Source organism: Paraburkholderia madseniana (assembly GCF_009690905.1).
Classification (GTDB): Bacteria; Pseudomonadota; Gammaproteobacteria; order Burkholderiales; family Burkholderiaceae; genus Paraburkholderia; species Paraburkholderia madseniana.
Genome location: NZ_VOSW01000058.1, coordinates 13,139 through 36,873 on the forward strand (window position 1 = coordinate 13,139; position 23,735 = coordinate 36,873).

Genomic DNA, 23,735 nt, shown 5'->3' on the forward strand with positions numbered 1-23,735 from the left:
TTATTTCCTCTCCAGCAGGCCTGCTTTCACAATGTCGTTACGGGTTGCGAACCGGGCCTCGCCAAACTGGGCGAGGCGCTTGCGGCCCGACACGAGCGCCATCGTGATCACGACCACTGGCAGGCCGGTGATGACCACCGACAGCAGCGTGCACACCTTGAGCGCGCGCACCACCGCAGGCACGTCACCGTAGGCATGCCAGTAGTCGTACAGCGTGAACACGCCCGCGCTGCCCTCCGGCAGCTTCTGCATCTTCGTGAAAAGCTGGCCGCCTGCGAACTGGCCGAGGAACGCGAAGCCGCACAGGATCAGCAGGAAGACCGCCATGGGGATCAGAATTCGAAACGGCTTCGGCATGGTCGGTCCTCAGTGGGTGGCTGCATCGCTATCGACCTCAAATTCGGCCGCGTCAAATCCGACGATCGGCTTCGCAGGGAACCCGCCGGCCTGATCGGCGGCCGCGATCAGCACATGCAGGCCTGCGGCCGTCTCGTCGTCGCAGTGTTCGAGTACGCGCTGCGCGGCGCGAAGGACCGGCATGCGGGCACGAAGGCGCTCGGCGCTCGCATAGGCATGGCGTGCGAAATTGAGCGGTCTGTCAGCAAGGAGCCGGTCCAGCACCGCGCGATCGTCCTCTCCGAAGGTGAACGTCAGCGGCGGCTGGCCGGTCTCGCCCACCGTCTGGCTGTTCTGCCAGGTTGTTTCCGGCGTCATGCGCTCGGCGAGCTCGAGCAGCCGCAGCCCGATTTCCAGCACCGTGCGTCGACGGACCGAAAAGTTAGCGGCGACACGGCCGCCCGGTTTGCCACTCGCCTTAACGTCGCGCACCGCGAACGTCACGTGATCCGGGTGATCCGGCGCATAACCGTTGCCGTCCTCGATGCAGATCCACTTTTCGCCAATGCGGAATTTCAGATGCGTTGTCATGCGGCCATCTCCTGTTGTTGCAGATGCGCGGTGAGGTCGCGATGCAGGCGCATCGCGTCGCGCACGTTATCGAAGGGTCCGTGGAACTGGTTGCTGTTGGCCGCCGTACAGCGATCGATCGGCTCCCACAGCAGGTAGCGCCACTCGTCATAGACTGAGTACCGCGCGATCGTCCAGCCCGACGGGTGGACCAGCCCAAAGTCGCCGGACGGTCGCCATTTGCACTGACTGTCATCGGTCGCGTCCGCGGCATCGACAATCGCGGGAACCGGAAGATCTGCCTTCATTGCGGGAACTCTCCGGGTGGATCGGCGGACAGGATCCGCAGGGCGTCGCGCTGCGCGTCGTCCAGCCCGGCATCGGTGATACCCTCGCGGCCGTGCACGATCACGGCGCCGTAGAGCCGCGCCAGCGCTCGGGCCTCTGTGCTGGCAGCAAATGCTTCGTCCGACGGCGAACGCATGCGCCATCCCTCGATCGCCGCCTCGATATCGCTGATCGCGAAGTTCATACACGGTCCTCCCTGCGGACGAGCCAGTGCGCCGTGAAACCGCGCGCCCACGACGCCGTATAGACAAAGCACAGCGCGAGCACGCCGTACTGATGCGCTCGCCACGCCATGTCGAACCAGAACGGCTGCGCGGCCAGCCCGAAGATGCAGGCCCAGCGTCGCCAGTGCGCACGCCGGTCCTGCGACAGAAACACGGCGAGCGCACCGCACAGGCTGATCGCGATCTGTTCGATCATCTGCGCTGCGGCATCGGCGCTCATGAGACACAACCCAGCAGCTGCGCCTTGCCGATCGGGTCGTACCAGAGCTCGGTGAGCCGCTTGTTGCGCATGAAGAGAACCAGATCAACCGTTACGCGCACCTGTTCCATGATGAATTGCCAGTCGAGCGTCTGGCCGACGGCGCTCTGCTTGACCAGCGTCGCGATGCGCGACGGTGCCGAGCGCGCATCGTTGCAATGCACGGTCGTGATGCCGCCGGGCGTGCCCGTATTGAGCAGCGTCATGTAGTCCCACGTCTCGTCGCCGCGCAGCTCGGCAAGGAACACGCGGTCAAACTTCATGCGCAGCGTGGAGCGCACCAGTTCCTTCGCCGGCAGCGTGTCGCTGAAAAACATATGCACGCGGTTCGTGTGGTTCGGCAGCGACAGCTCCGGCGTGTCCTCGATCGTGCCGATCCGCTCGTCGGACGAGACGAGGTCTGAGAGCGCCTTGTTCAGCGTGGTCTTGCCGGAGCCGGTGCCGCCGGCGAGCACAATGTTCAACCGGTTGGCAACCGCAAGCTCGAGCATGCGCGTGACGTTGCGCTGACCTTTCGCCTCGAGCATCTCGAGCTCGAACGGCTGCAGGTCCAGCGACTGGGACATGTCGCGGCGCGGCGACACGTCCCGATAGCCCTCGAACCAGCCGTTGCGCTCGTACTCGGCGACCGAGAAGCGCACGTCTGACGGGATCCGGATCGTTATGGATATCGTGTCCTGCTCGCAGGCCGGCTGCATCAGCACGTGTCCACGTTGGCCCTCGGGCAGGACCACCGGATGAATCGGCTCCTTTGTCGAGAACTTGCCGCCCTTCATCACCGTCAGCGCGTTGGCGAGCTTGAAGCACGCATCGAGCGAGCAGGCCGGTGCATCGTGCCGTCGCCATCCGGCACTGCCCTGTGTCCAGATCTCACCGGGACGGTTGATCGCAACTTCGGTGAGGCTCCCGTCGAAGAAGTTCGAGATGCCCATCTGTTTGAGAAAGCTGCGGGCGATCGTGCCCTTCTCGATCACATCGATTACGACTGCGCTCATTCGCACTCCTTTCTGGTTCAGGGTCACATCCGTTCAACATGGTGCCGCGCAGAATCAACGAGGCGTGGTGCCCGTATCCTGCGGCTCGATCTGCACTGACACGCGATACGGGCGGCGATCATCCGGCACGCTGCTGGCCAGCTCGCGGAGCGTTTGCGCCGGCGACGTGGAAACCACGGTTGCGCTCAGAGGCGCGGCCGGCCGGGTCAATCTCCAGGCAGCACCGCCAATCGCCGCTGCGCAGAGCCCCGTTGCAAGCAGGATTCGTGATGTGCGTGGCGCAAGGCGTTGGGGAATCGGTGCGGGTTCGGCCGATTGACGGTTAGTTGCGTATGATTCCGTTGCGTTACCGACCGCGTGATTGGCTGGCTCATCGAGCGACGGCAACGCGCTGTCGCCCCACTCCGAGATCGTCAGCCCGATACGCGCCCCTACAATGCGCAACAGGTTGCGCCGGAGCGGCGCTGACATGTCGTCGATCCGGCACCCGTCGAGGGTCATGCAATCCTCGAACGCGTGCTCGTCGGCAATCTGCCGAAGTGGCAAGGCATCGGGAACAACACGCGCACGCCGTGCATCGACTCGGTCGGCCAGCTGTCGGACCGTGTTGCCGTAGAAACAGAAACGCAGTGCGTTGCGTAGTTTGGTCTCGAACATGTCGCGATCGAGACCATGCAACGGGAAGTCGTTCGGGTAGGTGATCTTCAGGTTCATGGGTCCGCTCCTCATTGCTGCCCGTTCTGGCCAATAGGGTTGCCCTGCGCGTCGACGTTCTCGTACACGCCGGTCAGGTCAATGTCGCGCGCCACAAAGATATTGATTACAGAACCCTGGTTTGAATAAGCCGTCGGCGGGATGTTGATGGTGTTACGCAGCGTCTCCGCGGCCACATCCTGCGTGGCGTTCGAACTGTTGGAGAACGTGATCTGCTGGCCAGACCCGGTTGCCTTGTTCGCCAGCGCCTGGCCGAAGTCGCCAATCAGGCTGACCATCAGCGCGCCCTTGAACCGCAGCCAGAAGTGCTCGTCAACATAGGCTGGAATACCCGCGGCACCCAACGGATCGGTAGCCGGCGAGTTCAGTGGAATGTGTACGTCGCCGTCGTCGATCTCGTCCCAGATCGCGCCGATCACGCCCTGCCCCTGGATCACCGCATCGCGCTGCTCGCCCTTCGCCATCGCACCCTTGCGAACGAGCAGCGTTGTGCCATCGTCGGACCACACGTCCTGCGCGATCGGGCACCCGATCAGGCCCGGCCGGTCGGTACGCATCGCCGTCGACTGACCACAGCGGATCATCGTGTTGCGACCGAGCAGGTAATGCCGGTTCGGTCGGAACGAGGCCTGCATCGGCTGCAGCTTTGACGGCTGCAAGGACTGGTCGATCGCGGAGCCCTTGCCGTCGCCCGCGTCCGCCTTGCTGGTTGAGCTGGGCGCACCGCCTGCACTGCCGCCGCGCAGCGCTGACAGACCCATCGACTTCGCCAGACCTGCCAGACCAGACGCATCATGGCCGCTGGCCCCGGCGTTGCCGCCGCCGGTGTTGCCACCGCTGTCACCTGGAGTTTCATTTGATGCTACGGGACCATCGTTGCTCTCGCCGGAATCGTTATTGCCGCTCGCAACGAGCACGCTGCCCTGCAGGCGGCGCTCGGCCGGCGTGAGCGGCCGCGGCTGGTTGCTCACGGCCACCGCCTGTCCGTTCGTCTGCGATGCCGCGCCGGCCGGCGTCGCGAGGTGGGAATTCGCGGCAGCGGCGGCCGCAGCCTCCGACGCTGCACGGGCCTGATCTTCCGCGCGCTTGATACGTTCCTTCTGCGTCTCCAGATCCGCACCGGCGTCACTCGCGCCACTGTCTTTCGGTTTTGTCAGCGCCGCCTGTTTCGCGTCCTGATGCTGCTGGAACAGGCGCTGCAGATAGATCGTGACGCCCGATGCACCCAGCGCAATAACGGCGAGCGCGAGCAGCACCAGACGCAGCTTGCCCACACGCGTTTTCCGACGGCCCGGCAGGTCGAGCGAAGGCTGCGGGCCGACGTCGGTCGACGCCGCATGTTCCATTTCGTTTCGTTCAGTCATACCCTGTTCGCTCCCTGATCAGTTCGTCGATGCATCGGTATGGTCACGCGCGATGCGCGCGCTGCCCGGTACCGACGAGCCCGCACGGTTGTAATGACCATCAGGCGAATAGCCGTCGTTGCGGATACCCAGCACCGACTGACCGTAGCGGATGACAAACGACTTCGACACTTCGTGCACGACGACCGTATCGCCCTCCATATGAAAGTTCGCCGTCGCCTCGCCACCGTCGGGAAGCTTCGTGAAGATCGTCGGCAGGTCACGCGCGGTTGAGTACTTGAAGTACGTGAATCGGCCGTCGTCCCAAAGTGCAGTCGGTGCGAGTGCGTGGTCGCCACGCATCATGTATTGGATATTGGCCGCAGGAACCGACGCCACAGGCGTGGATTTCGCAACGCCAACGCTGTTCGCGATCGATGCTGGAACCGCTGGCCCATTGCCCTGCTGACCGCCCAGCGCTGCGCTAACCGCTTCCTGCCGGCGCAGCTGCGCGCTCGCCGCCTTGGCACGCGTGTCCGGATAATCGAAACGCAGTATCCATGTCGCCGGCTGTACGGCCGACACGTCAACAAGCGAGAGCGGATAGGTGCGCCGGTTGGTGACCAGCAGAAGATTGGTTTCTGGCTGCGGCGCACCCGGTTTGAGCATCGCGCCACTGTCGTTGATGGCCACGTGCCAGGCCTTGCCGTCTCCGATGCCCTCGCCGCTGTTGATGATGTGTTCGCCTGGCTCGAACTGGATCATCACCGCACGCCCCGGCATGGTCGCCACACGATAGGCCTGGTCCGGATCGTAAGTCGCGCACTGGATGTGCGGGTCTGAACCGCAGCTGCGCGGCGTTTCGAGCGCTCGCGCGTGGATCGGCGCCAACGCGAAGCTTAGTGCGACCGCCGCTGCGCCTGCTGACATCCGGATCGTTCGTCCTTTCATGCTCCACCTCCGGCTGCCGCAGAGCCCGACGCCGGCGCAGCATCGGCAGGCGCCCGGGTCCAGTCGCGCGTGACCTCGTAGCTGGTGCAGCGAAAACCGTCCGCGTTGAGATCCTGCTGGTCCTGCTTTTCCGGAACGTTCACACGCTCGAATGCGACCGTCGCAATCCAGTACGTCGGATCCGGACGCTTTACGGCCGCGTTGAGCCAAACCAGTTGCCGCGAGCAGAACACCTGTGCTGTCGTTCCCACGAAGGTGATCGAGCCGACGTGTGCAATGACCCGCGCCTGATCCTTCAGCAGCTTGAGTGGGCCCGCAGGGCCGCGCACGAACCCGTCATAGGCTTCCTTCTCGTGGTCGTCGCTCATGAACATCACCGCGGCGTGCGTGTCCGAAATCGTTTCCCAGTCGTAGCTCTCGCGCAGTTCGACGTAACGGTGCAGATCCGCGCGATCGGTCTTCTCGGAAAACGTAACGTGTCCGTTCGCGGTCGTCGGCAACACATCCACCTTCCCTGTCGTGTCGTTCACGCGCAGCACAGCCGGCGGGTTCGGCCGCTTTAGGAGTCCTAAAGCCCCCATGCCAGAAACAGCGGCGAGAGCGACAACGCCCGATAACACCGAGCGCCGGTCCGCAATACGGGCCTTCTCTTCCGCTGCTTCGACCTTCGACTTTTCGAAGGCCTGTGCCTGTTTCAGGTACCAGCTGACCGCATCGCGCTCACCTGACTCAACACCGCTCACCGGCGCGTCTGCGCGCGTGGTCGACCCGGCCGGGATCCCCTTACGTTTCCGCGCGTTCGCTCCCGACGCAAACCATTGCCTGATAGTCGATGCCATCCTGTTCCTCACTTCGGTTCCGTATGGCCCGACTGCTGGGCCAACGGTTGATTGACGGGTACCCACTGACCAGTCGGCTCGGGTGGCTTTGGCGCCGAGCTGCACGCCTGCAGCGCGAAGGCCATCAGTAAAATAGCGACAGGAGATTTCATGGTCTCCGTTTCTCCTTTGGATTGAGCAAAACAGGCGTATTGCGTGGCATCTAGTAAAACAGCTTGATCGATACCATCGCGCCGATCGTTGCCACCACCGCCGCGATAAGCCACCAACGTGCGATTGTCTTGAATAACCTGATCATTTTTTACGCCTCACTCAAGCTACCGCCGGTCTTCGGCGATCCGCCGCCGCCCATTTTTCCAAGCGAGCCAGCAAATCTCGCGACGCTACCCAGGTTGCCCACCATCGTCGAGATACCGACACCGCCCGCGAGAGACGAAGCCAAACCCGGCAGGTTAAGCGAAATAACCCAGAAGGCCAGCCCCATGATGTCCAGGTCAATGACCTGCGCGATAGAGGGGGATCCGTTCAGCGGTACCACGCCCATCGCGAAATTGACTTCGAGTGCACATGCAGCCGCGAAGAGCGCGACCAGCAGGGTGTAGTTCATGCATTGACCGACCCAGTTCCAGAAGAACTGTCGCGACGGCGGGAAGAGCGCCGCTGAGATGAACAACGGACCGAGTGCGAGCAGAAGCCCAAGCGCAAACTTCGCCAGAATGATGTACGCAATGGCTATCGCCATGAACGGGCCACCGAAAATGATCATCAGCGCGATCGTCCAGATGGCCGCAATAACCTTCAGGCCGGACGCCTGTGCATAGATCGCCTGCGCTGCGTTGATGTATGCATTGAGCAGGTTGTCGAGGCCGGACACCGGGTTGCTACCGTTGGTCAACGCGCCGGCCATCTGTTCGCCAAAACCATTGAAGAATGGAACGACGTACTCACTGTAGAACTGGATGTTCATCCCGCAGGTCAGGATGAGCGCCCACGTTGCCATGCGCATCAGGAAATCGTTGATCGGCTCGTCGTTGCGCCCCTGCCAGTACGTCCAGAGAATCAACAGGACATAGATGCTGAAGCAGGTGGCCATCAATGGCGAGATCAGCGCAATGATGTTGCTCGAACCGGTCGAGATCGTGTTCAAAACGTTCTTGTCGAACGAATTGGTCATTGAGGTGAAAAGCTGGACGTCTGCCACGGATATCTCCTGCTTCGGTCAGTGATTGTTGGACGAGCCGGATTACTTCAGCCCGGCCGCGCGGGCTTCGGCATCGTCGCTTGCAGCGTTGATACCCTTCGCCTTACGCTCAGCGGCAAGCTTCTCGGGCGTCGTGCCGAGAAACGCCGCATCGAACTTCAGATCCTGCTGCTGCTGTTGCTCTTCCTGCAGGTTGTGCTGGTGACGATCCCACGCGAGGTATCCGAGGTAGCCGGCGATCGCGACCAGCAAAGCGATTATTGAGCCTAGAAGTGTCTTATTGACCATTGGTTTTCCCCAGGAATGCGTTGTCGAATTCACGGTCGCGCTGCTGTTCGGCAAGCTGCAGCTCTGTTTTCTGCAACTGCGCGGTGAGCTGCAGGCGCGTCTGGTCATTTGTGACCATCGCCTCTTCCGCGGCCATCCGGTTCTGCAGATCAGCCTTTTGCGCCGGATCCTGCGTCATGTTGGACTGCTGCATTAGCGCCTGGATGTTGTTCAGGCGCGCCATCGTCGCGCTGTACGCCTGCTCGTTCATCGCCTTGTTGGCCGCGAGCGTGTCGTAATAGCGCTGCTGACCGGGCGTGCTGGCGCCGGTCATGCTTTCCTGCTGCTCGATCGACCGCATCGACGAACTGATACCCGAGAGACTGCCGTTCTTCGCCTGGTCGTAAATGTTTTGCCACTGTTCCGGAAGGTAGTTACGCAGCGACGCATCGTTCATGATGTTGCCGAAACTGCTGTTGCCAGTCAGCGCACGGTACTGGTCTTCCTGATTCTGGATCTGCTGCCCCAGCTGCTCGACCTGCATCATCTGTTGCGCGAGCTCCGCCGGAGAGATGGTCGGCACACCCTGCGCGTGAACCTGTGAAAACGCACACGCGCACAACAACGCGACCAGACTACGACGAGGCCAAAGCGTAATCGCCGGCAGATAGGCAAAGGCGCTCATGCCGGCGCGCGTTGATCGTGCCCGCAGCGCCTCGCGAAGGTTCCAGATCGCTGGGTCAACCGGCCGGCGCACGGCCGGATAGACATCGGTGCTGTTCATCGTTCCCTCCTTGGGTTGCAGCACATCAGGCAAAAACTTCGTCATCCACCGGCTGATGCGCCGGCGGATAGATCTGCGCGAGCTCGGCGCGCTTGCGCTCGAGGCCGCGCTGCAGTTCGGCGGACCACAGCCGCTCATCGGCGCCGTGCTTCGCCGCAAGCCGCGTGCGCAGCTTGCGTTCGAACACGCGCTCCAGATACACCGGCAACCACACATCCGGATCGTCGCCAACCTCAGCACGGACCGCGTCGCAGATCAGCACGTTCTCGCGATCGCCAGAGAACACCGCAATCGCGTCCTCAAGCCCGGACAGGTCGAAACTGGCAAACGCCGACTGGTTACCCTGCTTGATCAGGAAGCGGCGCGACTGTGGCGTGAGCTTTTTGAACTCCCGGAATTCCTTGCGGGTCATGCCATCGCGCAGATACGCTTCTTCTTCGGCCGCCGGGTCAGCGAGCCACATCTTCGTCGCGACCAGACTGCGGAGCGCAGGAAACAGGTCCGCCGCGCGTTGCGCCTGTTCCGGCTGCTGTGTGATGAGCCCCATGAACTCCCCTTCCTTACGCCCGCTGGCGAGCGTTTCCTCGATCTGCTCGCGGATCGTGCGAAAACGCAGCGGCAGCCAGTACTCCTCGATCACGGTCTGCATCAGGGTGCCTTCCCGACGCATCAGTTTTTTGAGATGGAACAGGTAGGCAAAGGCCGGCTCCGACGGCTCGTAGTTCTCGACAAGAAACGCCTCAACATCGAACCCGATCCAGCGTTGCTCGCTCATGTTCAGCGAGAGATTCGGCGGGTTATCGAAGACCCACCAGAACCGGCCGCCCTCCGACTTGCACCAGATCGACAGACGTGCGCGCAGGCCGTCGTCGCCCTCGTCCGGAATGCTGTCCAGCAGCAGACTGAAGCGGCGCAACCGTACGTCATCTACTCCCATTACCGCATCGACGGCGTTGCGGCAGTGAATCTTCTCGCCGGCCGTCAGGTCGATCTTGATTGGCTTGCCCTGATGGTCGACGCCGTTCTTCCGGCCGCACAGTTCGACGAGCCCATAGAGGAATTCGCGATTGTCTGGCGTGTCGGCGAGCTCGAACGGAGCCCACCCGGTCGGCTTGCCTTTCTCCAGATAGACATAGGCGCCACCCATCACACGAATGAACACTTCCCAGCCCCGCCCCTTGTCTAGCACGTACAGCATCGGATCGAAGCGGGACAGCATGCCTGTCATCGCTACAACGACCGTAGATTTCCCGCTGCCCGTCGTGCCTTTCCCTTCAAAATGCCCGGCCACCTTCTCCGAAACATTGATATCGCCCAGCCGGCTCGCGTGCGAACTGTAGTTGTACACGCCCGAATCCGAGCGAAACGGAATGACGGCCGACCCGTCACCGATCGGGTTGCCCTCCGCCTTGCCTGACGAGTAGTCATGGCAGGTGTACATCGCCGCAAAATTGCGCGAGGACTGCACTTTCGGTCGCGGTTTGACTCGCGCGCCCGGGACCTGTGAGAAGTACGTGAACGGAGCAGACCCCGTCGCGGGCGACCATTCAACTCCACACTCGTTGCGCGAACGGGACGCAAACCTGTCGGCGTTCTCCAACGCTTCTTTCGCTGTTTCGCCGTAGATAACCGCCGCGCCGTGATACTCGCCGAACGACAGTTCACCCGTGTTCACGTAACCCTGTGCGTCGCGCAGTTCCTTGACCTGGTGCTTCGCCTTGTCACCGGCCGACTCCAGCTTGTTGATCGCCGAATCGATGGTCCGGTTTGACTCGAAACCCGTCATGCAGTTGAACGTATGCGTAATCGTGAATTCCATGTTCAACGTGATCAACGGGTCGAGCTGGCCCCAGCCCGGCTTCTCCGGGCAACTGCGAAGGTCGAGGCAGGTTGCAACGCGCCGGTACGCCGGCACGTCGCTCGCCCCGATCTCGAGCGTGTTGTACCCAAAGTGCAGATGGCTCGATGGGATGACATCGGTGCCGGGCTCCGCCGCGACCGGCAGATCGCCGGTCTTCCCATTGACGAGATAGCTGACGAGCCCATACAAAGGCGAGAACAGCATCTTCGTGCCGTTCATGTGCTTGCGCTCGTATACTTCAAGCAACTCGGCTTCATACTCGCCGAACTGCAGCAGCGCCTGTTTCGCAAGGGATTCGATTTCCTTCAGCCCGTCATCGAAGTCCTCGTATTTCAGGATCAGCGACAGGTAATAGCGGTTCTCGAAGAACTTTTCTTCTCCGAAACGTCGTCCGATGTACTCGCGTACGAACCACTGCATGAAGCGCTGTTTGAGCCGGTACACGCGATCAAAACTCACGCGCTGTCGCACAAACGTTGCGTGATAGCCAAAGCGGCCACCCAGGTCGCGACCCAGCTTGCTGTACGCTTCCGTATCGCGATCGAACATGCGCTCCATCGCGAGGTTCTCGTGCACTTCGAACGGCACGCCGCGCATGGCCAGCGTCACCATGAACCGGTTGCCCTCCAGGTGCTGTACGTGTTTTGTGACCGGATGCCCGTACTTCGGAATCCAGTCTTCCACGGCGCCGATCGCGCCGAGGATGTCGCTGGTGACGGCGGGTCTGCTCTGCATCAGGCCTCCGGATCGAGCTCACGCAGTCGGCGCTCACCCTTGGACAACGGTTTGAGGAAATCGCGGTAGACGCGGCGTTGCCGTCCGTATCGCAGCGGCGCGAGCGTGGCGGTGTTGCCGAAGCGCGGGGCCGCTCGCCCGGCATTTAGCCGCGCGCGGACCCGCAGCTGCCAGAAGTAAAAGCGGCATCGCAATTCCAGCCACATGATCCGCAGGCCCTGGTCGTCGGTTTCGCAGATGTGCTTGAAATACAGCAGCACCGGAAAGCCCAGGAAAACGAACAGCAGACCGCCCGGTCCGACGAAGAAGGAAATCAGCACGCCGACAAACATCGACGCGACGACGACAACCAGCATCGCCATATAGGGAACGCCCCAGATGGCCGCCGTGCGGCCAAGGCCGTTGAATCCGGGATAGCGGGTTTTTTCGTCCGACATGGCGTGCTCAGCTGAACATGTTCCACAGATACGGCGCGAGCACGCCGACCACCGAGCCCACCGCCGCCACCTTGCCGCACATCGTCACAAACTCGCTCCAGTGCGCGCGATCGGCCCAGCACTCCGCCCCTTTCCACATCAGCACGCAGGCCGCGACGACGCCAAGGAACGAATAGAGCCAGATCTTGAAGGTGGTCGCGCCCTGCGTCGCCGAATCGAGCCCACCACCCGCGAATGCAAGTTCCGGACCGATTGCGATGCCGAGGGCCATCGTCTGGCGCATACGGGTTGCGATTCGCCGCATTGATATGCGATATGAATAACCTTTCAGTGGTACTAATTTCATGGTCGCGAGCTTCGCATTGCGATTCATGTCTTCTCCTTTCACGTGGTTGAGATCAGGCCGCGTCGTCGCGGCTCAGGTCAGTTGCAGTCGTTGTCACAAGCGGAATCGCCGAATGCATCCCATGACGGGTGCGGTGCGTCCTGCCGTTGTTTTGGGCCACTGCGGCGCGCGGAAGATGTTTTGGCATCGGGCGCTGCTGCGCGTGCTGGTCTGTCGGACTGACTGTTCATCACAACAGGAATCGCAGGAACGACATTGGTTGAACCTGCCGCGATCTGGGCGTTGGCAACAACGCGCTGTACGTAACTGGTGCCGCCGGCGTCGGCTGCCTCGCCGCGCGTGAAATTACCGCTGTAGTAACAGCTGATAGCAGCACGCAATGCCGGTGTGCCCTGCCCCATTGCTGCGACCGCCCGCTGATAGCAGTCGTGCAGGATGGCGCTGCCCGCGCGCAGGTTTTCGCACGGGTCGAAGGCGGTTTCGTAGGTCAGTCCGTAGCGGGCAAGATTGGCCTTGTTGACCTGTCCAAGCCCCATGCTGAAATTGATGCCTTGCGCTTCGAGTGCCTTCGCCGTCGCTACGGCCTCTTCACGATCACGCGGCTGCCGAACAAGGCGGCCACCAACGACTCCGATCGCGTACGGATTGAAGCCGGACTCAGTCCTCACGACCGCCTGAAGCGTCGTGGGGTGGACGTTCGGCGCGCATTGCTGGGCTAACGGGATGAAATCAAGCATGACTTCCCCCCTCGCCCACGTTATGTCGCCGGCTGTGCCCGAACGATATAATGGCTTTAGCCATTGTCGACCTCTCAGGTTCCAACAACTGGTCAGGTCGGCGCCGATGCTCGCTACATCGACGCCGACCGCTCCTACTCCCTCACCTGCCCTTCCCTGGCTGGCAGTACCTCGCAAAGATCTGGCTCGTGCGCATCCTCACGATTTACAACGCCGTCTTTCAGTCCCAGCAAGACCGCCGCGTTGTGCGCGTGGCCGCGCTTGCCCTTCAGTCTTCCCTGCAACACGCCGTTAACGATGTTGCGAGGGATTCCGTGTCTTGCGGCCCAGCTCGAAACCGAGACTCCACACCGGTCGAACTCTGCGCGTACCTCTTCCAATGTTTTCAGTGCCATGCGGTGGCCCGTATACTGATCGGCTAAGACAAATTGCTACCAGTATGGGACATTTTTGTTCCATTCGCAACACAAAAGACCAATTTATATGCCATCTACGTTTGGTTTGCGCCTAGCCGAGGAGCGTGACCGGCTCGGACTTACTCAGGGAAACATCTCCGAATGGACCGGCATCAACCGCAAGACACAGTCTGCCTACGAAAAAGAACAGCGCTATCCGGACGCTGGCTATCTCATGACACTGCTTGAGCACGGCTTTGACGTGTCGTACTTGCTGACCGGGAAACGAGCTCCGCGTTACGGCGCCGTTGATGAGCAATTGATACGAAGCGTTTTCGCCATTATCGAAACAAGTATCTCCGCCGCTGGGCATTCCATGGACATTGAAAAGAAAGCCAAGCTGTTCGCACTCGTTTATCAGACCGCATCCGAAACTGGTCAGGTGGATCCGCTTGTCGCGCAGAAAGCAATCGACCTTCTTTCCTGACTATTTAATTACGCAGTAATCCGCGCTATCGCATTAGAACGGTAGTGACACTATGACGCAGCGGCAATGGCGAATTCAAGCCACCGAATTAGTATGCACAAGCCTGAGACTACGTTATCCTAATTATTTTGTTGTGGCATGAATACTGCGGGGTACGGCAGCAGATTCAGTCAAGCAGGCCGTGGGCGGCCGCTTTTTCGACGGCATCTGTAATTCTCGTTGCGCCCGTTTTTCTGGTGATCCGTTGGTAGATTGTTTTATAGACAGTATGCTTTGACATTCCCAGTTGATCGGCGACATGGGATGCGCTTGCGCCATCGCGCAGCATCCGCAGGATCTGTGTCTCCTGTTCGCTGAGCTCATACTTCGCCAGCGCATTCTGGCGTACTTGCGACACGCGCCAGTCTAGGAGTTCCGACGAGATGGCGCGAAATAGCACCCGGTTGTCCCACAGCACACCCTCGCCAGCAGGCGCCCGGATTGAATTGCTCACATGTAGTAGCCCGACCAGACCATGGCCATGGATATGTGCCGGGGCAACGATCCCACTCGCAAAGCCGTGCATGCGCGCCTCTGTCACCAGCCAGTGATCGACCCGATGCACATTTACGTGCGACGCAAGCGCAGGCGCAACATTCGCTCTAGCGTATGTCACGTAGGGATCGTTCATGTACCACAGCCTTGCTATGTACTGTTGTGTCCAGGCAGGTCTGCAACCAACAAGGTAACGTGTCTCCACGGAATCGCCAGTGGCAGGATTCGCACCGTTAAAACGGATCCATTGGTAAGTGAACTGCATTCCGCCCAGACCCGCGATGATGGTGCGCACCTTGGACAGCAGCGCGCCTTCCGTCGCGCACATTGAAAGCTCGCCAATTAGTCTTACCGGGTCGCCCGTTTCTACCTGCCGCGGGCGATCACCCCCCACGGCTGCGGCGCACTTCTGCCGAATACGATCGTAACTCCCCTGCAGGTGGGTCTCATATGGATCAGCTGTGGCAAAGTCCGACAGATCGTCCAAGCTATCTATCGCGACAAGCTGGCTGAATGACGCGCCGTCGCTCCGGATTAACCTGCGCGTCAGGATGGAGTCCTGCGACAGACTCAATTCCACGCACTCATTGAAAATGCGGTATGCATCTTCATGCAGTGGCGCGGGTGTAGTCGGCTCGATCACTTTCTCCTGCATCGACGTACGCCTCTACATCGATGAACTCGTCGCGGAGAAGGCATCAGTAACAAACCGACCTTGAACCTCAGCTTCGGGGAATTGCGTGAGCCACGTGAACTGCTCCTTGCTGTCCACACCATGAACGAGCACGCTCAATTCCATCTCGTTACAGACGCCGACTATGCCTTTAACGAGTGCCCGGGAAACCGGCTCAGAAGGTACGCGCCCCACAAGCTCTTCGTGGATGCAAAGGCCGTCAACTTGCAGCTTCGCCAAATTCGGAAATGCCGAGTCGGTCGTAAGCGCAGCAAGAATCTGCACGCCTGTGGAACGTATCGTCTCCAGCTTGTCGAGAACATGTGCTGCGGTTTGATCCAGGCGGTTCTGGACAATCAGCCGCAGGGACGACGGCTCCATCGCGTGCTCACGCAAACATTCGGATACGCAGCCGGCAAGGTCACCGTCAACGAGCTGCGCATACGGCACATTCAAGGTAACGTGCTGAACAATCTGCCCAGCGGCACGCCACTCTTGCAACTGGCGGCACGCCTCGGTCAACTGGAACTCGCCGAGTTGGACGCCGAAGCCGGACGACTCGACCATTGAGAAAAGCTCGCGTCCCTCCACGGGGGCCACGCCGTCGCGATTCCACTGCACCAATGCAAGAAAACCGCGTGCCGTTCCGTCGACGGTATAGCAGTCCCGGTAGTCCAGCGCGAATTCCTTCCTGAGAAATCCATACTGCAGCGCCTGATAGAACTCCAGTCCGCGCTCAGCGCGTTCAGACAGTTCTGGCGTATATAGATGGCACGCGCTGATATCCTTGCCTTTACCAACTGCTTTGGCCGCATACATCGCGAGGTCAGCACGTGTAAGAAGATCGAATGCGTTGTCTCCGTGCTGCACGTGCTCGACCACTCCAATGCTTGCCCGCATCCGATAGCTATTCGCGCGCAGCACGTAGGCGAGATCAAAGTCTTCTATGACGCGGTTTGCCAGTTCCTGCGCTGTGAAGCGGGCAAAGTCACCGCTAACGACGATCACGAATTCGTCGCCGCTAACGCGAATGACCTGCGGCTCATCTCCGGCGACGCGCTGCAGGCGTTTCGCCACCTGCTTGAGCAGTTGATCCCCGTCCCTGTGCCCGAGGGAGTCATTGATTCGCTTGAAGTTGTCGAGATCGATAAAGAGAAGCGCGAGTCGACCAACGCATTTCGGACTCGCCATCAGATGGTCGAGGCGGTCCATTAGGTAGTTCCGATTCCTCAAACCGGTCAACGTATCGGTATTCGCCAACTCGGCCAGGCGATCGCGAGCCTGTCGTTCTTCTGTGATGTCGATGCCCGAACAGATCAGAAACGTCTCGTCAGGGCGATCTCCCGTTCTGGCGAACTTGTTGCGGAACTGGAACAGTCGCGGACCCCTGATCGTTTTTACCGTCCGTTCCACCTCGTACGCCTCGCCGCGCAGGAAAAAACTTTCTATGTTCTGACGGGACTCACTTCCGTCCTCGTGGGACATGAACAGGTCCCACGCATTTTTCCCGATTACGTCAGCTTCCCTGAGGCCGGAAAGTTCTTCGGCGAACCGGTTGAACCGTTGAATAGAGCCGTCGCGATTCAGGATCACAACCAGTGAATTGACTTCCGACAGGACCGTCTCTGCAAATGACAGCCCGCGCGCCAGATCACCCGCGACAGCTTCAGCATTGATGCTCGGAGAGGCCGTTCCGGCCCACCTCGTTCGATCGATTTTCCGTCCGACCAGGTGAAGACGAAACTTCTTTTCAAACAGCAGCGCGTCGACAGTCACGCTCGAGGTGACACCGGCAAGTGTGCGGATCTGTGTGGCCTGCTCGGATGACAGCTTCACAGCTGCGGCGACCGGCCCGGTAATCGGGCTCAGTTCGAGGGCATTGCTATCGTGAGATAACTGCCAGCGGGGACTCAGCGTTTCAAACGTTGCCCGGAACAGATCTATCGCTTCGTGTTCGTACATGTCCATCCGAAGAACCATAAATCGTCTAACGAATCGGACAGGACGTTTTTACAAAACGTTACATGCTAGGCAATCATTTTTATGCGGCTCGCATGCGGAAAAAGGTGATGTGTGCTTCATCGCCGTTGCGGGCATGCGTCTCCGAACGAACCGACGTGCAATGCTTTCCGAAGCTCTCCTACAGAAAGGATCGCTTCTGAACGCATCGCGGACAGCTAACGTTCGAGATTTGCAGGGACATAGTGGCTGGCGAGTTTTTCGCGCATCGCTGCATGAGGTCCGCGACGCCATTGACTGATTTCGGGCCGAGCACCATAACGATCAAGATCGCTGTCGATGATTCGCCCGACTTGAACTCCGACACGTGCTTACAGATCTCCTACTGTTGTTTGGAATCCTTATTATATACGAGATGATCGACGGCACCGATATTGCCTGCGACCCAATGACCTTCTCGAGATCGGAGCCCCGGTCGACCAGAAGGTGTTTGCTCTGCGGAAAGGAACAACACCGCTTTCTCTCGACCGGCAGACAAAAGTGGCCGGCAGATCAGGCGCTGAATTAGCGAGGATGCCGGCATTCCCAATTCGGCGTGGACGCTGCTTTGCGATGCGGCTGGGCTTGGCCGAATATCGCGGATGCGTAACCACATCTGTCGCGAAAGAAAATGGAAGACCGGCTTGGCACCTCAGAGTTGGGTTCCTTCCCAGACGGACTTTTTTCTTTATCGAACTACCTTGACCAGCGCTCCCCCGTCGTTTACACGGAGCACATTGCCTTCGGGCGTCATTATTCGGGGAAGGTCTGCCGCGCGCGGCACCGCAACCTTCTTAAGGCCATTCCCCGCGTGCTTGTTCGCTAACGATTTCACTACCGGGTCTGCGCCCTGGCGCGGTGTAGCGTTGGATGTGTGACGTGAGAGAACCGCAACCTTGCCTAGTTTCGGCTTGCCGTTTCCGGACGGCTGCATCCGCGCCTCAGGCGGGTTCCAGATTTCAACGTAGTGTTCGCCTGCGACTCCGGTCGATGCAACAGCAAGCAGCATTACCCCCGCGCTCAAAAATCGAAACATGTTCTCTCCGTATGTTCTGGTGCCGTTCACGCCCGGCACGATTTCGCGGTGCCCACACATAAACCGTCGCAGCCAGCACAGTAATGACGGTTACGCACCGCCCCGTCAACACGCCAGACGTTGGTTTGCGTCGGCGTAGGGGTGCCAACAGTACGGCCATTTTCGCACGCGTAAAACGTCGGTTCCCCCGCCTTGCTGCGGCGGATGGCTTCATCGATTTCCTGCTCGCCGAACACTGCTTTCATGTCTGCAACAAACGCCGCGATTTCCGGCATCGGATGGCTGGCGGCCTTGCGAACGCCTGTATCCATCTAGCCTCTCCCCAAAAAAGTGTCCGTTCGTCGCCACGAATTTCCGTGTAGGATACTGTACATCCATACAGGTATTTGCGCAATTCAATGACCGTCCCGTCCCCCATTCCGGAAGCAATCCACCCGTCCCTATGGCGCGCTTCGCAGCTGGCCGCCGGCTTCGATCGGGTGGTGTCGTGCGGCCACGTCGCGCTGGCCGCCGAACTGCCGGGCAGCGGCTGGCCCGCGGGCGCGCTCACCGAACTACTCACGCCGCAGGCTGGCTGCGGTGAACTGCGTCTGCTGCAGCCCGCACTGGCGACCGTCGGATCCCGCCCCTTGCTCCTGCTGCAGCCGCCGCATCGGCTACAACCCGCCGGACTGGCGTGGCTGGGCGTTCCCGCAGGACAGGCCTGCGTGTTGCGCGCACCACGCACGGCTGATGCGCTGTGGGCCGCCGAGCAGATCCTGCGTGCCGGCACCTGCGGCGCCCTGCTCTTCTGGCAGGCCGAAGTGCGGCAGGAAGCGCTCCGGCGCCTGCATCTGGCCGCACAGGCCTCGGACACGCTGCTGTTCCTGTTTCGCCCACTCGCGGCCGCCCAGGCGACGTCGCCAGCGCCGCTGAGGCTTGCGCTGCGAGCCGCCAGGGGCGGTATTGAAGTGACCTTCGTCAAGCGCCGCGGACCGCAGCGCGACGAACCCGTTTTCGTTCCTCTCGTACCTTCACCTGCCCTGTTGAGCCGATATGCAACTCTGGATCGGCGTACATCTGCCGCACCTCGCCCTCGAGTCGTTTCTCCCGCGCTGGTCGATGCCACGCCATGAGGCCGGGTTTGTCGTGCTGGAGAAGGACCGCGTTGTCGCGCTCGACCGCACGGCGCACTCGGCCGGCATCGTGCCCGGCATGCGCCGCGGTGGCGTATTGACGCTCGTCCCCGACGCGGTCATCCGGGAACGTGATCTCACCCGTGAAGCGGAGCTGGTTCGTGGCGTGGCGTTCGCCCTGCTGCAGTTCACCCCCCACGTGGTGCTGGCGGAGGAATCGGTCGTACTGGCCGACGTCTCGGCGAGCCTGCGCCTCTTCGGCGGCATCCGGGCACTGCGCCGGCGGGCGGGTGAAACGGTGAGCGCGTTCGGCGTGACCGCGACACTTGCCATTGCCCCTACGGGGCAGGCCGCGTGGCTCTTCGCCCGGTCATCGGCTGGCATCGCGCTCACGTTGCGCTCCGTCGACCGTACGCTGCGTCGCGTGCCGTTACCTGCCCTGCCGCCGGCGCGCCCCTACGCCGAATGGTTCGACGGACTGGGATGCGAAACGGTCGACGACATCCGGCGACTACCCCGCGCAGGCCTCAAGAAACGCTGCGGCACGGCCCTGCTGGATGCGCTTGATCGCGCGACGGGCGCGGCGCCGGAAGTGTACGAATGGCTGGAGTTGCCCCCCGCCTTCAGCGCGCGGCTCGAGCTGCCCGACCGGATCGAGCATGCGGAAGCCGTGCTGTTCGCGGCGCGGCGGCTGATCCTGCAGATGACCGGCTGGCTGTCGGCGCGACAGCTGGCGATCGCGCGGTTTGTACTTGAGCTCGAGCATGAACGCGGCCGCGCGGCGGTGCCGCCGACGGCAATCGAAATCGCGCTTGGCGAACCGACGTCACGCGAGGAACACCTCGTGCGCCTGCTGAAAGAACGGCTGGGCCGCGTCGAACTGGCCGCGCCGGTCATCGCCGTTGGCCTCGATGCAAAGGACGTTCGCGAAGCGGACGCACCCAGCGAGTCACTGTTTCCGGAGCCCGGCGGCTCGCCGCAGGATCACGCGCGCCTGATGGAGCTGCTCGTCGCCCGGCTCGGCGCGCAGAACGTGCTCAAGGCGGCGCCGGTTGCCGACCACCGCCCGGAAGTCGCCGCACGCTGGCTTCCCATCGGCGAGACCGTCAGGTCCACGCTGCTGCCGCCGAACCTTCCGCGGCCCACGTGGCTGCTCGACAAGCCGGTGCAGCTCATCATGCGTGGCCACCGCCCGTTCTACGGCACGCCGCTGCGCATGGTCTCGCCGGGCGAACGGATCGAGGTCGGCTGGCAGGATGGGCACCCGGTGACGCGAGACTATTTTGTCGCGGAGTCCGAAGACGCGCTGCACTACTGGGTCTTCCGGGAGCGCGTAAGCGCCGTCGAGGAACGCGAGCCGCGCTGGTTCCTGCACGGCCTGTTCGGGTGATCGCCCATGGCGCCGACCTACGGCGCACTGCCCGACTATGCGGAGCTGCAGTGCGCGTCCAACTTTTCCTTTCTGCACGGCGCATCGCACGCCGAGGATCTCGCCGCTCGCGCCGCACAGCTCGGGTATGCCGCGCTGGCCGTGACGGACGAATGCTCGCTTGCCGGCGTCGTGCGCGCACACGTCGAGGCGAAGAAGGCCGGGCTGCCTTTCATCGTCGGGTCGCACTTCCACCTGAGCAGTGCCGACGGCTCGCCGGCCCTGTCATTCACCGCCCTGGCGATGACGCGCGAAGGCTATGGCAACCTGTCCGAGCTGATTACGCTCGGCCGCATGCGCGCGCACAAGGGCAGTTACCGGCTCGCGCCGCTGGATCTCGCACACCCGGAGAAGCCCTTTGGACACCTGCGGGGACTGCCCGAATGCGTCGCGATCCTGTCACCGGACTACCCCGCCGATGAAGACAGACTGGATACGCAGGTCGAGTGGTTCGTCCAGACCTTCGGCGATCGCGCATGGGTCGCACTGACATTGCACGCGCGTGCAATGGACGATATTCACCGCGGCGCCGTCGAACACGTCGCGGCGCGCCACGGCGTTCCCGTCGTCGCGACCGGTGCGCCCGTCATGCACGTGCGTTCGCGCAAACCGCTGCAGGATGTGCTGACGGCGATCCGGGTCGGCAGACCGGTCGCCGAATGCGGCTATGATCTCGCGCCCAACGCTGAGCGGCACCTGCGATCGCGTCTGCGGCTCGCCAACCTGTATTCGCAGCGCACGCTCGAGGAGACGCTGCGGATTGCGCGACTGTGCACGTTTTCACTCGACGAGCTGCGCTATGAGTATCCCGACGAGCTGGTGCCTGCCGGCCATACGCCGACCAGCTACCTGAGACAGGAGACCTACATCGGCGCACATCGCCGCTGGCCGGAAGGCGTCCCGCATCAGGTGCAACTGCAGATCGAACACGAGCTCGCGCTGATCGGGGATCTGCGCTACGAGCCGTACTTTCTGACGGTCTACGACATTGTCCGGTTCGCGCGCAGCGAAGGCATCCTGTGCCAGGGGCGCGGCTCGGCGGCCAACTCGGCCGTTTGCTTTGCGCTTGGCGTGACCGAGGTGGATCCCGCGCGCTCGTCGATGCTGTTCGAACGGTTCATCAGCAAGGAGCGCGGTGAGCCGCCCGATATCGACGTGGATTTCGAGCATCAGCGCCGCGAGGAAGTCGTCCAGTACATCTATCGCAAGTACGGGCGCGATCGCGCGGCGCTGACGGCCGCCGTGACGACGTACCGCCCACGCAGCGCGCTTCGCGAATCGGGCAAGGCACTCGGCGTGGATCCGGCAATCGTTGATCGCGTCGCGAAGGCCTATCAGTGGTTCGATTCGAGCGGCGATCTGCTCAACCGCTTCGCCGAGGCGGGGCTCGACGCCGGGTCTCCGCTGATCATGCAGTGGGCAAATTTCGCGGCGCTGCTGGTGGGCTTTCCACGACATCTGTCGCAGCACAGCGGTGGCTTCGTGATCAGTCGCGGCAAGCTGTCGAGGCTGGTGCCAATCGAGAACGCCGCGATGGCCGACCGCTCGATCATCCAGTGGGACAAGGACGACATCGAGGCACTTGGCCTGCTGAAGATCGACGTGCTCGCACTCGGTATGCTGTCGGCCATCCGCCGCGCGCTCGACGTCATTTCGGAAAAGCGTGGCGAGCCGTTCGAACTGCAGGACATTCCTGCCGAAGATTCCGAGACCTACAAGATGATCTGTCGAGCCGATACCGTTGGCGTATTCCAGATCGAGTCGCGCGCGCAGATGAGCATGCTGCCCCGCCTGCAACCGCGCTGCTTTTACGATCTCGTGATTGAGGTGGCGATCGTACGTCCGGGCCCGGTACAGGGCGGCATGGTGCATCCCTACCTGCGCCGGCGGCAGGGACTGGAGCCCGTCAGCTATCCAAGCCCGCAGATGGAGCAGGCGCTCTCGCGCACACTCGGTGTGCCGATCTTCCAGGAGCAGGTGATGCAGGTCGCGATGCTCGCGGCCGGTTTTACCGCCGGCGAGGCCGACCAGTTGCGTCGCGCGATGGCTGCATGGCGTCGCAAGGGCGGACTCGAAGCCTACTACGACCGCATCGTGAACGGGATGCTCGAGCGCGGTTACGACCGCGAGTTTGCCGAGGCCATCTTTGCGCAGATTCAGGGCTTCGGCGAATACGGCTTTCCGGAGAGCCACGCGGCCAGCTTCGCGCTGCTGGTCTATGCGAGTGCTTGGCTGAAGCGTCATGAGCCGGTCGCGTTCCTCGTCGCGATGCTCAACAGCCAGCCGATGGGATTCTATTCACCCTCACAGCTCGTGCAGGATGCGAAGCGCCACGGCGTAAAGGTGCTGCCCGTCGACGTGACGCTGAGCAACTGGGATTCGGAGGTTGAAGGCCAGACAACTTCTTCCCCGGTACGCCTCGGCATGTCGCTCGTGCGTGGCCTGAAGGAGGAGGCCGCTGCGCGCATCGAGCTCGCGCGCGCCGTGCGACCCTTTACCGATGTCTCCGATCTTGCACGACGCGCGCAGCTCGATCGCAAGGATCTGCAGGCGCTCGCGGCGGCCGACGCGTTACGCTCGCTCGCCGGCGACCGGCGCGCGGCACTCTGGCATGCGGTGGCTGCGGTACCTGACCGGGATCTGCTGCGCGGCGCGACTGATGACGACGCGACGCCGGTCCTCGCGCCGATGACGGAAGGCCAGCAGATCGCCAGTGATTACCGGACCCTCGGTCTGACACTCGGCCGGCACCCGCTGGAACTGCTGCGCCCTCGCCTGCTTGCCCAGCGCCTGCTGCCGGCGTCGACGCTGGCCGGATTCCGGAACGGGCAGCTCGCACGTGCCTGCGGCATCGTGACGGTCCGGCAGCGGCCGGGCACGGCCAAGGGTGTGATGTTTGTCACGCTGGAGGATGAGACCGGGCAGGTCAACGTCATCATCTGGCCGTCCCTGCTCGAAAAGCAGCGACGCGAAGCGCTTGGCTCGTCACTACTTGCAGTGTACGGCGTCTGGCAGCGTGAGGGTGAAGTGCGCCACCTCGTCGCGCACCGACTGGTCGACGTGTCCCCGCTGCTCGGCTCGCTCGTCACGTCGACGCGAAATTTCCACTAGGAACCGGCGT

At 61.9% G+C, this 23,735-nt stretch carries 26 protein-coding genes; 4 read left to right on the forward strand and 22 right to left on the reverse strand.

The annotated features are described in order from the left end of the window. From FSO04_RS27425 to FSO04_RS27510, 18 genes are all read right to left on the reverse strand, one after another. On the reverse strand, window positions 1-357 hold the full coding sequence (locus tag FSO04_RS27425) for a hypothetical protein (protein ID WP_154564430.1): 357 nt from the start codon (window positions 355-357) through the stop codon (window positions 1-3). Window positions 358-366: 9 nt separating this feature from the next. Next, entirely contained in the window at window positions 367-927 is a 561-nt protein-coding gene (locus tag FSO04_RS27430; protein ID WP_154564432.1) for a hypothetical protein, read from the reverse strand. After that, entirely contained in the window at window positions 924-1,214 is a 291-nt protein-coding gene (locus tag FSO04_RS27435) for a hypothetical protein (protein WP_154564434.1), read from the reverse strand. Before FSO04_RS27435 ends, FSO04_RS27430 begins: the two co-directional genes overlap by 4 nt. Next, a complete protein-coding gene (locus FSO04_RS27440; RefSeq protein ID WP_154564436.1) occupies window positions 1,211-1,438 on the reverse strand; it encodes a DUF3717 domain-containing protein in 228 nt (75 codons plus the stop codon). Before FSO04_RS27440 ends, FSO04_RS27435 begins: the two co-directional genes overlap by 4 nt. Further along, window positions 1,435-1,698: a hypothetical protein gene (locus FSO04_RS27445; protein WP_154564438.1), complete on the reverse strand. Its 264-nt coding sequence runs from the start codon at window positions 1,696-1,698 to the stop codon at window positions 1,435-1,437. The genes FSO04_RS27440 and FSO04_RS27445 overlap by 4 nt, the downstream gene beginning before the upstream one ends. Further along, the gene (virB11, locus tag FSO04_RS27450; RefSeq protein ID WP_154564440.1) at window positions 1,695-2,732 is read right to left on the reverse strand and encodes a P-type DNA transfer ATPase VirB11; all 1,038 of its coding nucleotides are present in this window, start codon (window positions 2,730-2,732) and stop codon (window positions 1,695-1,697) included. The genes FSO04_RS27445 and virB11 overlap by 4 nt, the downstream gene beginning before the upstream one ends. Window positions 2,733-2,786: 54 nt before the next feature. Then, window positions 2,787-3,446, reverse strand: a complete 660-nt coding sequence (locus FSO04_RS27455) for a hypothetical protein (protein ID WP_154564442.1) — start codon at window positions 3,444-3,446, stop codon at window positions 2,787-2,789. An 11-nt stretch (window positions 3,447-3,457) separates the two neighbouring features. Continuing rightward, a complete protein-coding gene (locus FSO04_RS27460) occupies window positions 3,458-4,810 on the reverse strand; it encodes a TrbI/VirB10 family protein (RefSeq protein WP_154564444.1) in 1,353 nt (450 codons plus the stop codon). A gap of 18 nt (window positions 4,811-4,828) precedes the next feature. After that, a complete protein-coding gene (locus FSO04_RS27465) occupies window positions 4,829-5,719 on the reverse strand; it encodes a TrbG/VirB9 family P-type conjugative transfer protein (protein ID WP_325063538.1) in 891 nt (296 codons plus the stop codon). A gap of 17 nt (window positions 5,720-5,736) precedes the next feature. Further along, window positions 5,737-6,579, reverse strand: a complete 843-nt coding sequence (locus tag FSO04_RS27470) for a VirB8 family type IV secretion system protein (RefSeq protein ID WP_154564448.1) — start codon at window positions 6,577-6,579, stop codon at window positions 5,737-5,739. Between the two features lie 301 nt (window positions 6,580-6,880). Next, a complete protein-coding gene (locus FSO04_RS27475) occupies window positions 6,881-7,753 on the reverse strand; it encodes a TrbL/VirB6 family protein (protein ID WP_154564514.1) in 873 nt (290 codons plus the stop codon). Between the two features lie 69 nt (window positions 7,754-7,822). Further along, on the reverse strand, window positions 7,823-8,068 hold the full coding sequence (locus FSO04_RS27480) for a hypothetical protein (RefSeq protein WP_097397545.1): 246 nt from the start codon (window positions 8,066-8,068) through the stop codon (window positions 7,823-7,825). After that, window positions 8,058-8,831 carry a TrbJ/VirB5 family protein gene (locus tag FSO04_RS27485; protein WP_154564450.1) on the reverse strand — a complete coding sequence of 258 codons (774 nt, stop codon included), beginning with the start codon at window positions 8,829-8,831 and terminating at the stop codon, window positions 8,058-8,060. Before FSO04_RS27485 ends, FSO04_RS27480 begins: the two co-directional genes overlap by 11 nt. A gap of 25 nt (window positions 8,832-8,856) precedes the next feature. Beyond that, the gene (locus FSO04_RS27490; RefSeq protein WP_154564452.1) at window positions 8,857-11,427 is read right to left on the reverse strand and encodes a VirB4 family type IV secretion system protein; all 2,571 of its coding nucleotides are present in this window, start codon (window positions 11,425-11,427) and stop codon (window positions 8,857-8,859) included. Then, entirely contained in the window at window positions 11,427-11,864 is a 438-nt protein-coding gene (locus FSO04_RS27495) for a VirB3 family type IV secretion system protein (protein ID WP_154564454.1), read from the reverse strand. Before FSO04_RS27495 ends, FSO04_RS27490 begins: the two co-directional genes overlap by 1 nt. A 7-nt stretch (window positions 11,865-11,871) precedes the next feature. Then, complete coding sequence (locus tag FSO04_RS27500) at window positions 11,872-12,237, reverse strand: hypothetical protein (protein WP_154564456.1); 366 nt, start codon at window positions 12,235-12,237, stop codon at window positions 11,872-11,874. A 50-nt stretch (window positions 12,238-12,287) separates the two neighbouring features. Further along, window positions 12,288-13,124: a lytic transglycosylase domain-containing protein gene (locus FSO04_RS27505; RefSeq protein WP_325063537.1), complete on the reverse strand. Its 837-nt coding sequence runs from the start codon at window positions 13,122-13,124 to the stop codon at window positions 12,288-12,290. After that, window positions 13,082-13,342 (reverse strand): helix-turn-helix domain-containing protein, encoded by a 261-nt coding sequence (locus FSO04_RS27510; protein ID WP_154564460.1) that lies wholly within the window; start codon window positions 13,340-13,342, stop codon window positions 13,082-13,084. The genes FSO04_RS27505 and FSO04_RS27510 overlap by 43 nt, the downstream gene beginning before the upstream one ends. Before the next feature lie 88 nt (window positions 13,343-13,430). On the opposite strand from FSO04_RS27510, the gene FSO04_RS27515 reads away from it, so the two are divergent. After that, entirely contained in the window at window positions 13,431-13,829 is a 399-nt protein-coding gene (locus tag FSO04_RS27515; RefSeq protein WP_007731404.1) for a helix-turn-helix domain-containing protein, read from the forward strand. A 166-nt stretch (window positions 13,830-13,995) separates the two neighbouring features. Here FSO04_RS27515 and FSO04_RS27520 read toward each other — a convergent pair whose 3' ends face one another. The 4 genes from FSO04_RS27520 to FSO04_RS27535 form a co-directional block, all read right to left on the reverse strand. Then, on the reverse strand, window positions 13,996-15,018 hold the full coding sequence (locus FSO04_RS27520; RefSeq protein ID WP_154564462.1) for a helix-turn-helix transcriptional regulator: 1,023 nt from the start codon (window positions 15,016-15,018) through the stop codon (window positions 13,996-13,998). A 12-nt stretch (window positions 15,019-15,030) separates the two neighbouring features. Beyond that, complete coding sequence (locus tag FSO04_RS27525) at window positions 15,031-16,998, reverse strand: diguanylate cyclase domain-containing protein (protein ID WP_154564464.1); 1,968 nt, start codon at window positions 16,996-16,998, stop codon at window positions 15,031-15,033. A 724-nt stretch (window positions 16,999-17,722) separates the two neighbouring features. Next, entirely contained in the window at window positions 17,723-18,070 is a 348-nt protein-coding gene (locus FSO04_RS27530) for a hypothetical protein (protein WP_154564466.1), read from the reverse strand. Window positions 18,071-18,096: 26 nt separating this feature from the next. Then, complete coding sequence (locus tag FSO04_RS27535) at window positions 18,097-18,381, reverse strand: hypothetical protein (RefSeq protein ID WP_154564468.1); 285 nt, start codon at window positions 18,379-18,381, stop codon at window positions 18,097-18,099. A gap of 87 nt (window positions 18,382-18,468) precedes the next feature. Here FSO04_RS27535 and imuA point away from each other — a divergent pair, with 87 nt between their 5' ends. The 3 genes from imuA to FSO04_RS27550 are packed head-to-tail and all read left to right on the forward strand — an operon-like array spanning window position 18,469 to window position 23,725. After that, complete coding sequence (gene imuA, locus FSO04_RS27540) at window positions 18,469-19,185, forward strand: translesion DNA synthesis-associated protein ImuA (protein WP_154564470.1); 717 nt, start codon at window positions 18,469-18,471, stop codon at window positions 19,183-19,185. After that, the gene (locus FSO04_RS27545) at window positions 19,106-20,575 is read left to right on the forward strand and encodes a Y-family DNA polymerase (protein WP_154564472.1); all 1,470 of its coding nucleotides are present in this window, start codon (window positions 19,106-19,108) and stop codon (window positions 20,573-20,575) included. Before imuA ends, FSO04_RS27545 begins: the two co-directional genes overlap by 80 nt. Before the next feature lie 6 nt (window positions 20,576-20,581). Continuing rightward, complete coding sequence (locus tag FSO04_RS27550) at window positions 20,582-23,725, forward strand: error-prone DNA polymerase (RefSeq protein WP_154564474.1); 3,144 nt, start codon at window positions 20,582-20,584, stop codon at window positions 23,723-23,725. The last annotated feature ends 10 nt before the right edge of the window (window positions 23,726-23,735 follow it).

Bases quoted from the DNA above. Each gene is read 5' to 3' on its own strand.
- FSO04_RS27440 (WP_154564436.1), bottom strand. From the start codon at position 1,438: ATGAACTTCGCGATCAGCGATATCGAGGCGGCGATCGAGGGATGGCGC.
- FSO04_RS27535 (WP_154564468.1), bottom strand. From the start codon at position 18,381: ATGGATACAGGCGTTCGCAAGGCCGCCAGCCATCCGATGCCGGAAATC.
- FSO04_RS27470 (WP_154564448.1), bottom strand. From the start codon at position 6,579: ATGGCATCGACTATCAGGCAATGGTTTGCGTCGGGAGCGAACGCGCGG.
- FSO04_RS27550 (WP_154564474.1), top strand. From the start codon at position 20,582: ATGGCGCCGACCTACGGCGCACTGCCCGACTATGCGGAGCTGCAGTGC.
- FSO04_RS27485 (WP_154564450.1), bottom strand. From the start codon at position 8,831: ATGAACAGCACCGATGTCTATCCGGCCGTGCGCCGGCCGGTTGACCCA.
- FSO04_RS27515 (WP_007731404.1), top strand. From the start codon at position 13,431: ATGCCATCTACGTTTGGTTTGCGCCTAGCCGAGGAGCGTGACCGGCTC.
- FSO04_RS27490 (WP_154564452.1), bottom strand. From the start codon at position 11,427: ATGCAGAGCAGACCCGCCGTCACCAGCGACATCCTCGGCGCGATCGGC.
- virB11 (WP_154564440.1), bottom strand. From the start codon at position 2,732: ATGAGCGCAGTCGTAATCGATGTGATCGAGAAGGGCACGATCGCCCGC.
- FSO04_RS27460 (WP_154564444.1), bottom strand. From the start codon at position 4,810: ATGACTGAACGAAACGAAATGGAACATGCGGCGTCGACCGACGTCGGC.
- FSO04_RS27500 (WP_154564456.1), bottom strand. From the start codon at position 12,237: ATGAATCGCAATGCGAAGCTCGCGACCATGAAATTAGTACCACTGAAA.
- FSO04_RS27495 (WP_154564454.1), bottom strand. From the start codon at position 11,864: ATGTCGGACGAAAAAACCCGCTATCCCGGATTCAACGGCCTTGGCCGC.
- FSO04_RS27455 (WP_154564442.1), bottom strand. From the start codon at position 3,446: ATGAACCTGAAGATCACCTACCCGAACGACTTCCCGTTGCATGGTCTC.
- FSO04_RS27520 (WP_154564462.1), bottom strand. From the start codon at position 15,018: ATGCAGGAGAAAGTGATCGAGCCGACTACACCCGCGCCACTGCATGAA.
- FSO04_RS27465 (WP_325063538.1), bottom strand. From the start codon at position 5,719: ATGTCAGCAGGCGCAGCGGCGGTCGCACTAAGCTTCGCGTTGGCGCCG.
- FSO04_RS27545 (WP_154564472.1), top strand. From the start codon at position 19,106: ATGCAACTCTGGATCGGCGTACATCTGCCGCACCTCGCCCTCGAGTCG.
- imuA (WP_154564470.1), top strand. From the start codon at position 18,469: ATGACCGTCCCGTCCCCCATTCCGGAAGCAATCCACCCGTCCCTATGG.
- FSO04_RS27530 (WP_154564466.1), bottom strand. From the start codon at position 18,070: ATGTTTCGATTTTTGAGCGCGGGGGTAATGCTGCTTGCTGTTGCATCG.
- FSO04_RS27435 (WP_154564434.1), bottom strand. From the start codon at position 1,214: ATGAAGGCAGATCTTCCGGTTCCCGCGATTGTCGATGCCGCGGACGCG.
- FSO04_RS27480 (WP_097397545.1), bottom strand. From the start codon at position 8,068: ATGGTCAATAAGACACTTCTAGGCTCAATAATCGCTTTGCTGGTCGCG.
- FSO04_RS27445 (WP_154564438.1), bottom strand. From the start codon at position 1,698: ATGAGCGCCGATGCCGCAGCGCAGATGATCGAACAGATCGCGATCAGC.
- FSO04_RS27425 (WP_154564430.1), bottom strand. From the start codon at position 357: ATGCCGAAGCCGTTTCGAATTCTGATCCCCATGGCGGTCTTCCTGCTG.
- FSO04_RS27525 (WP_154564464.1), bottom strand. From the start codon at position 16,998: ATGTACGAACACGAAGCGATAGATCTGTTCCGGGCAACGTTTGAAACG.
- FSO04_RS27475 (WP_154564514.1), bottom strand. From the start codon at position 7,753: ATGACCAATTCGTTCGACAAGAACGTTTTGAACACGATCTCGACCGGT.
- FSO04_RS27510 (WP_154564460.1), bottom strand. From the start codon at position 13,342: ATGGCACTGAAAACATTGGAAGAGGTACGCGCAGAGTTCGACCGGTGT.
- FSO04_RS27430 (WP_154564432.1), bottom strand. From the start codon at position 927: ATGACAACGCATCTGAAATTCCGCATTGGCGAAAAGTGGATCTGCATC.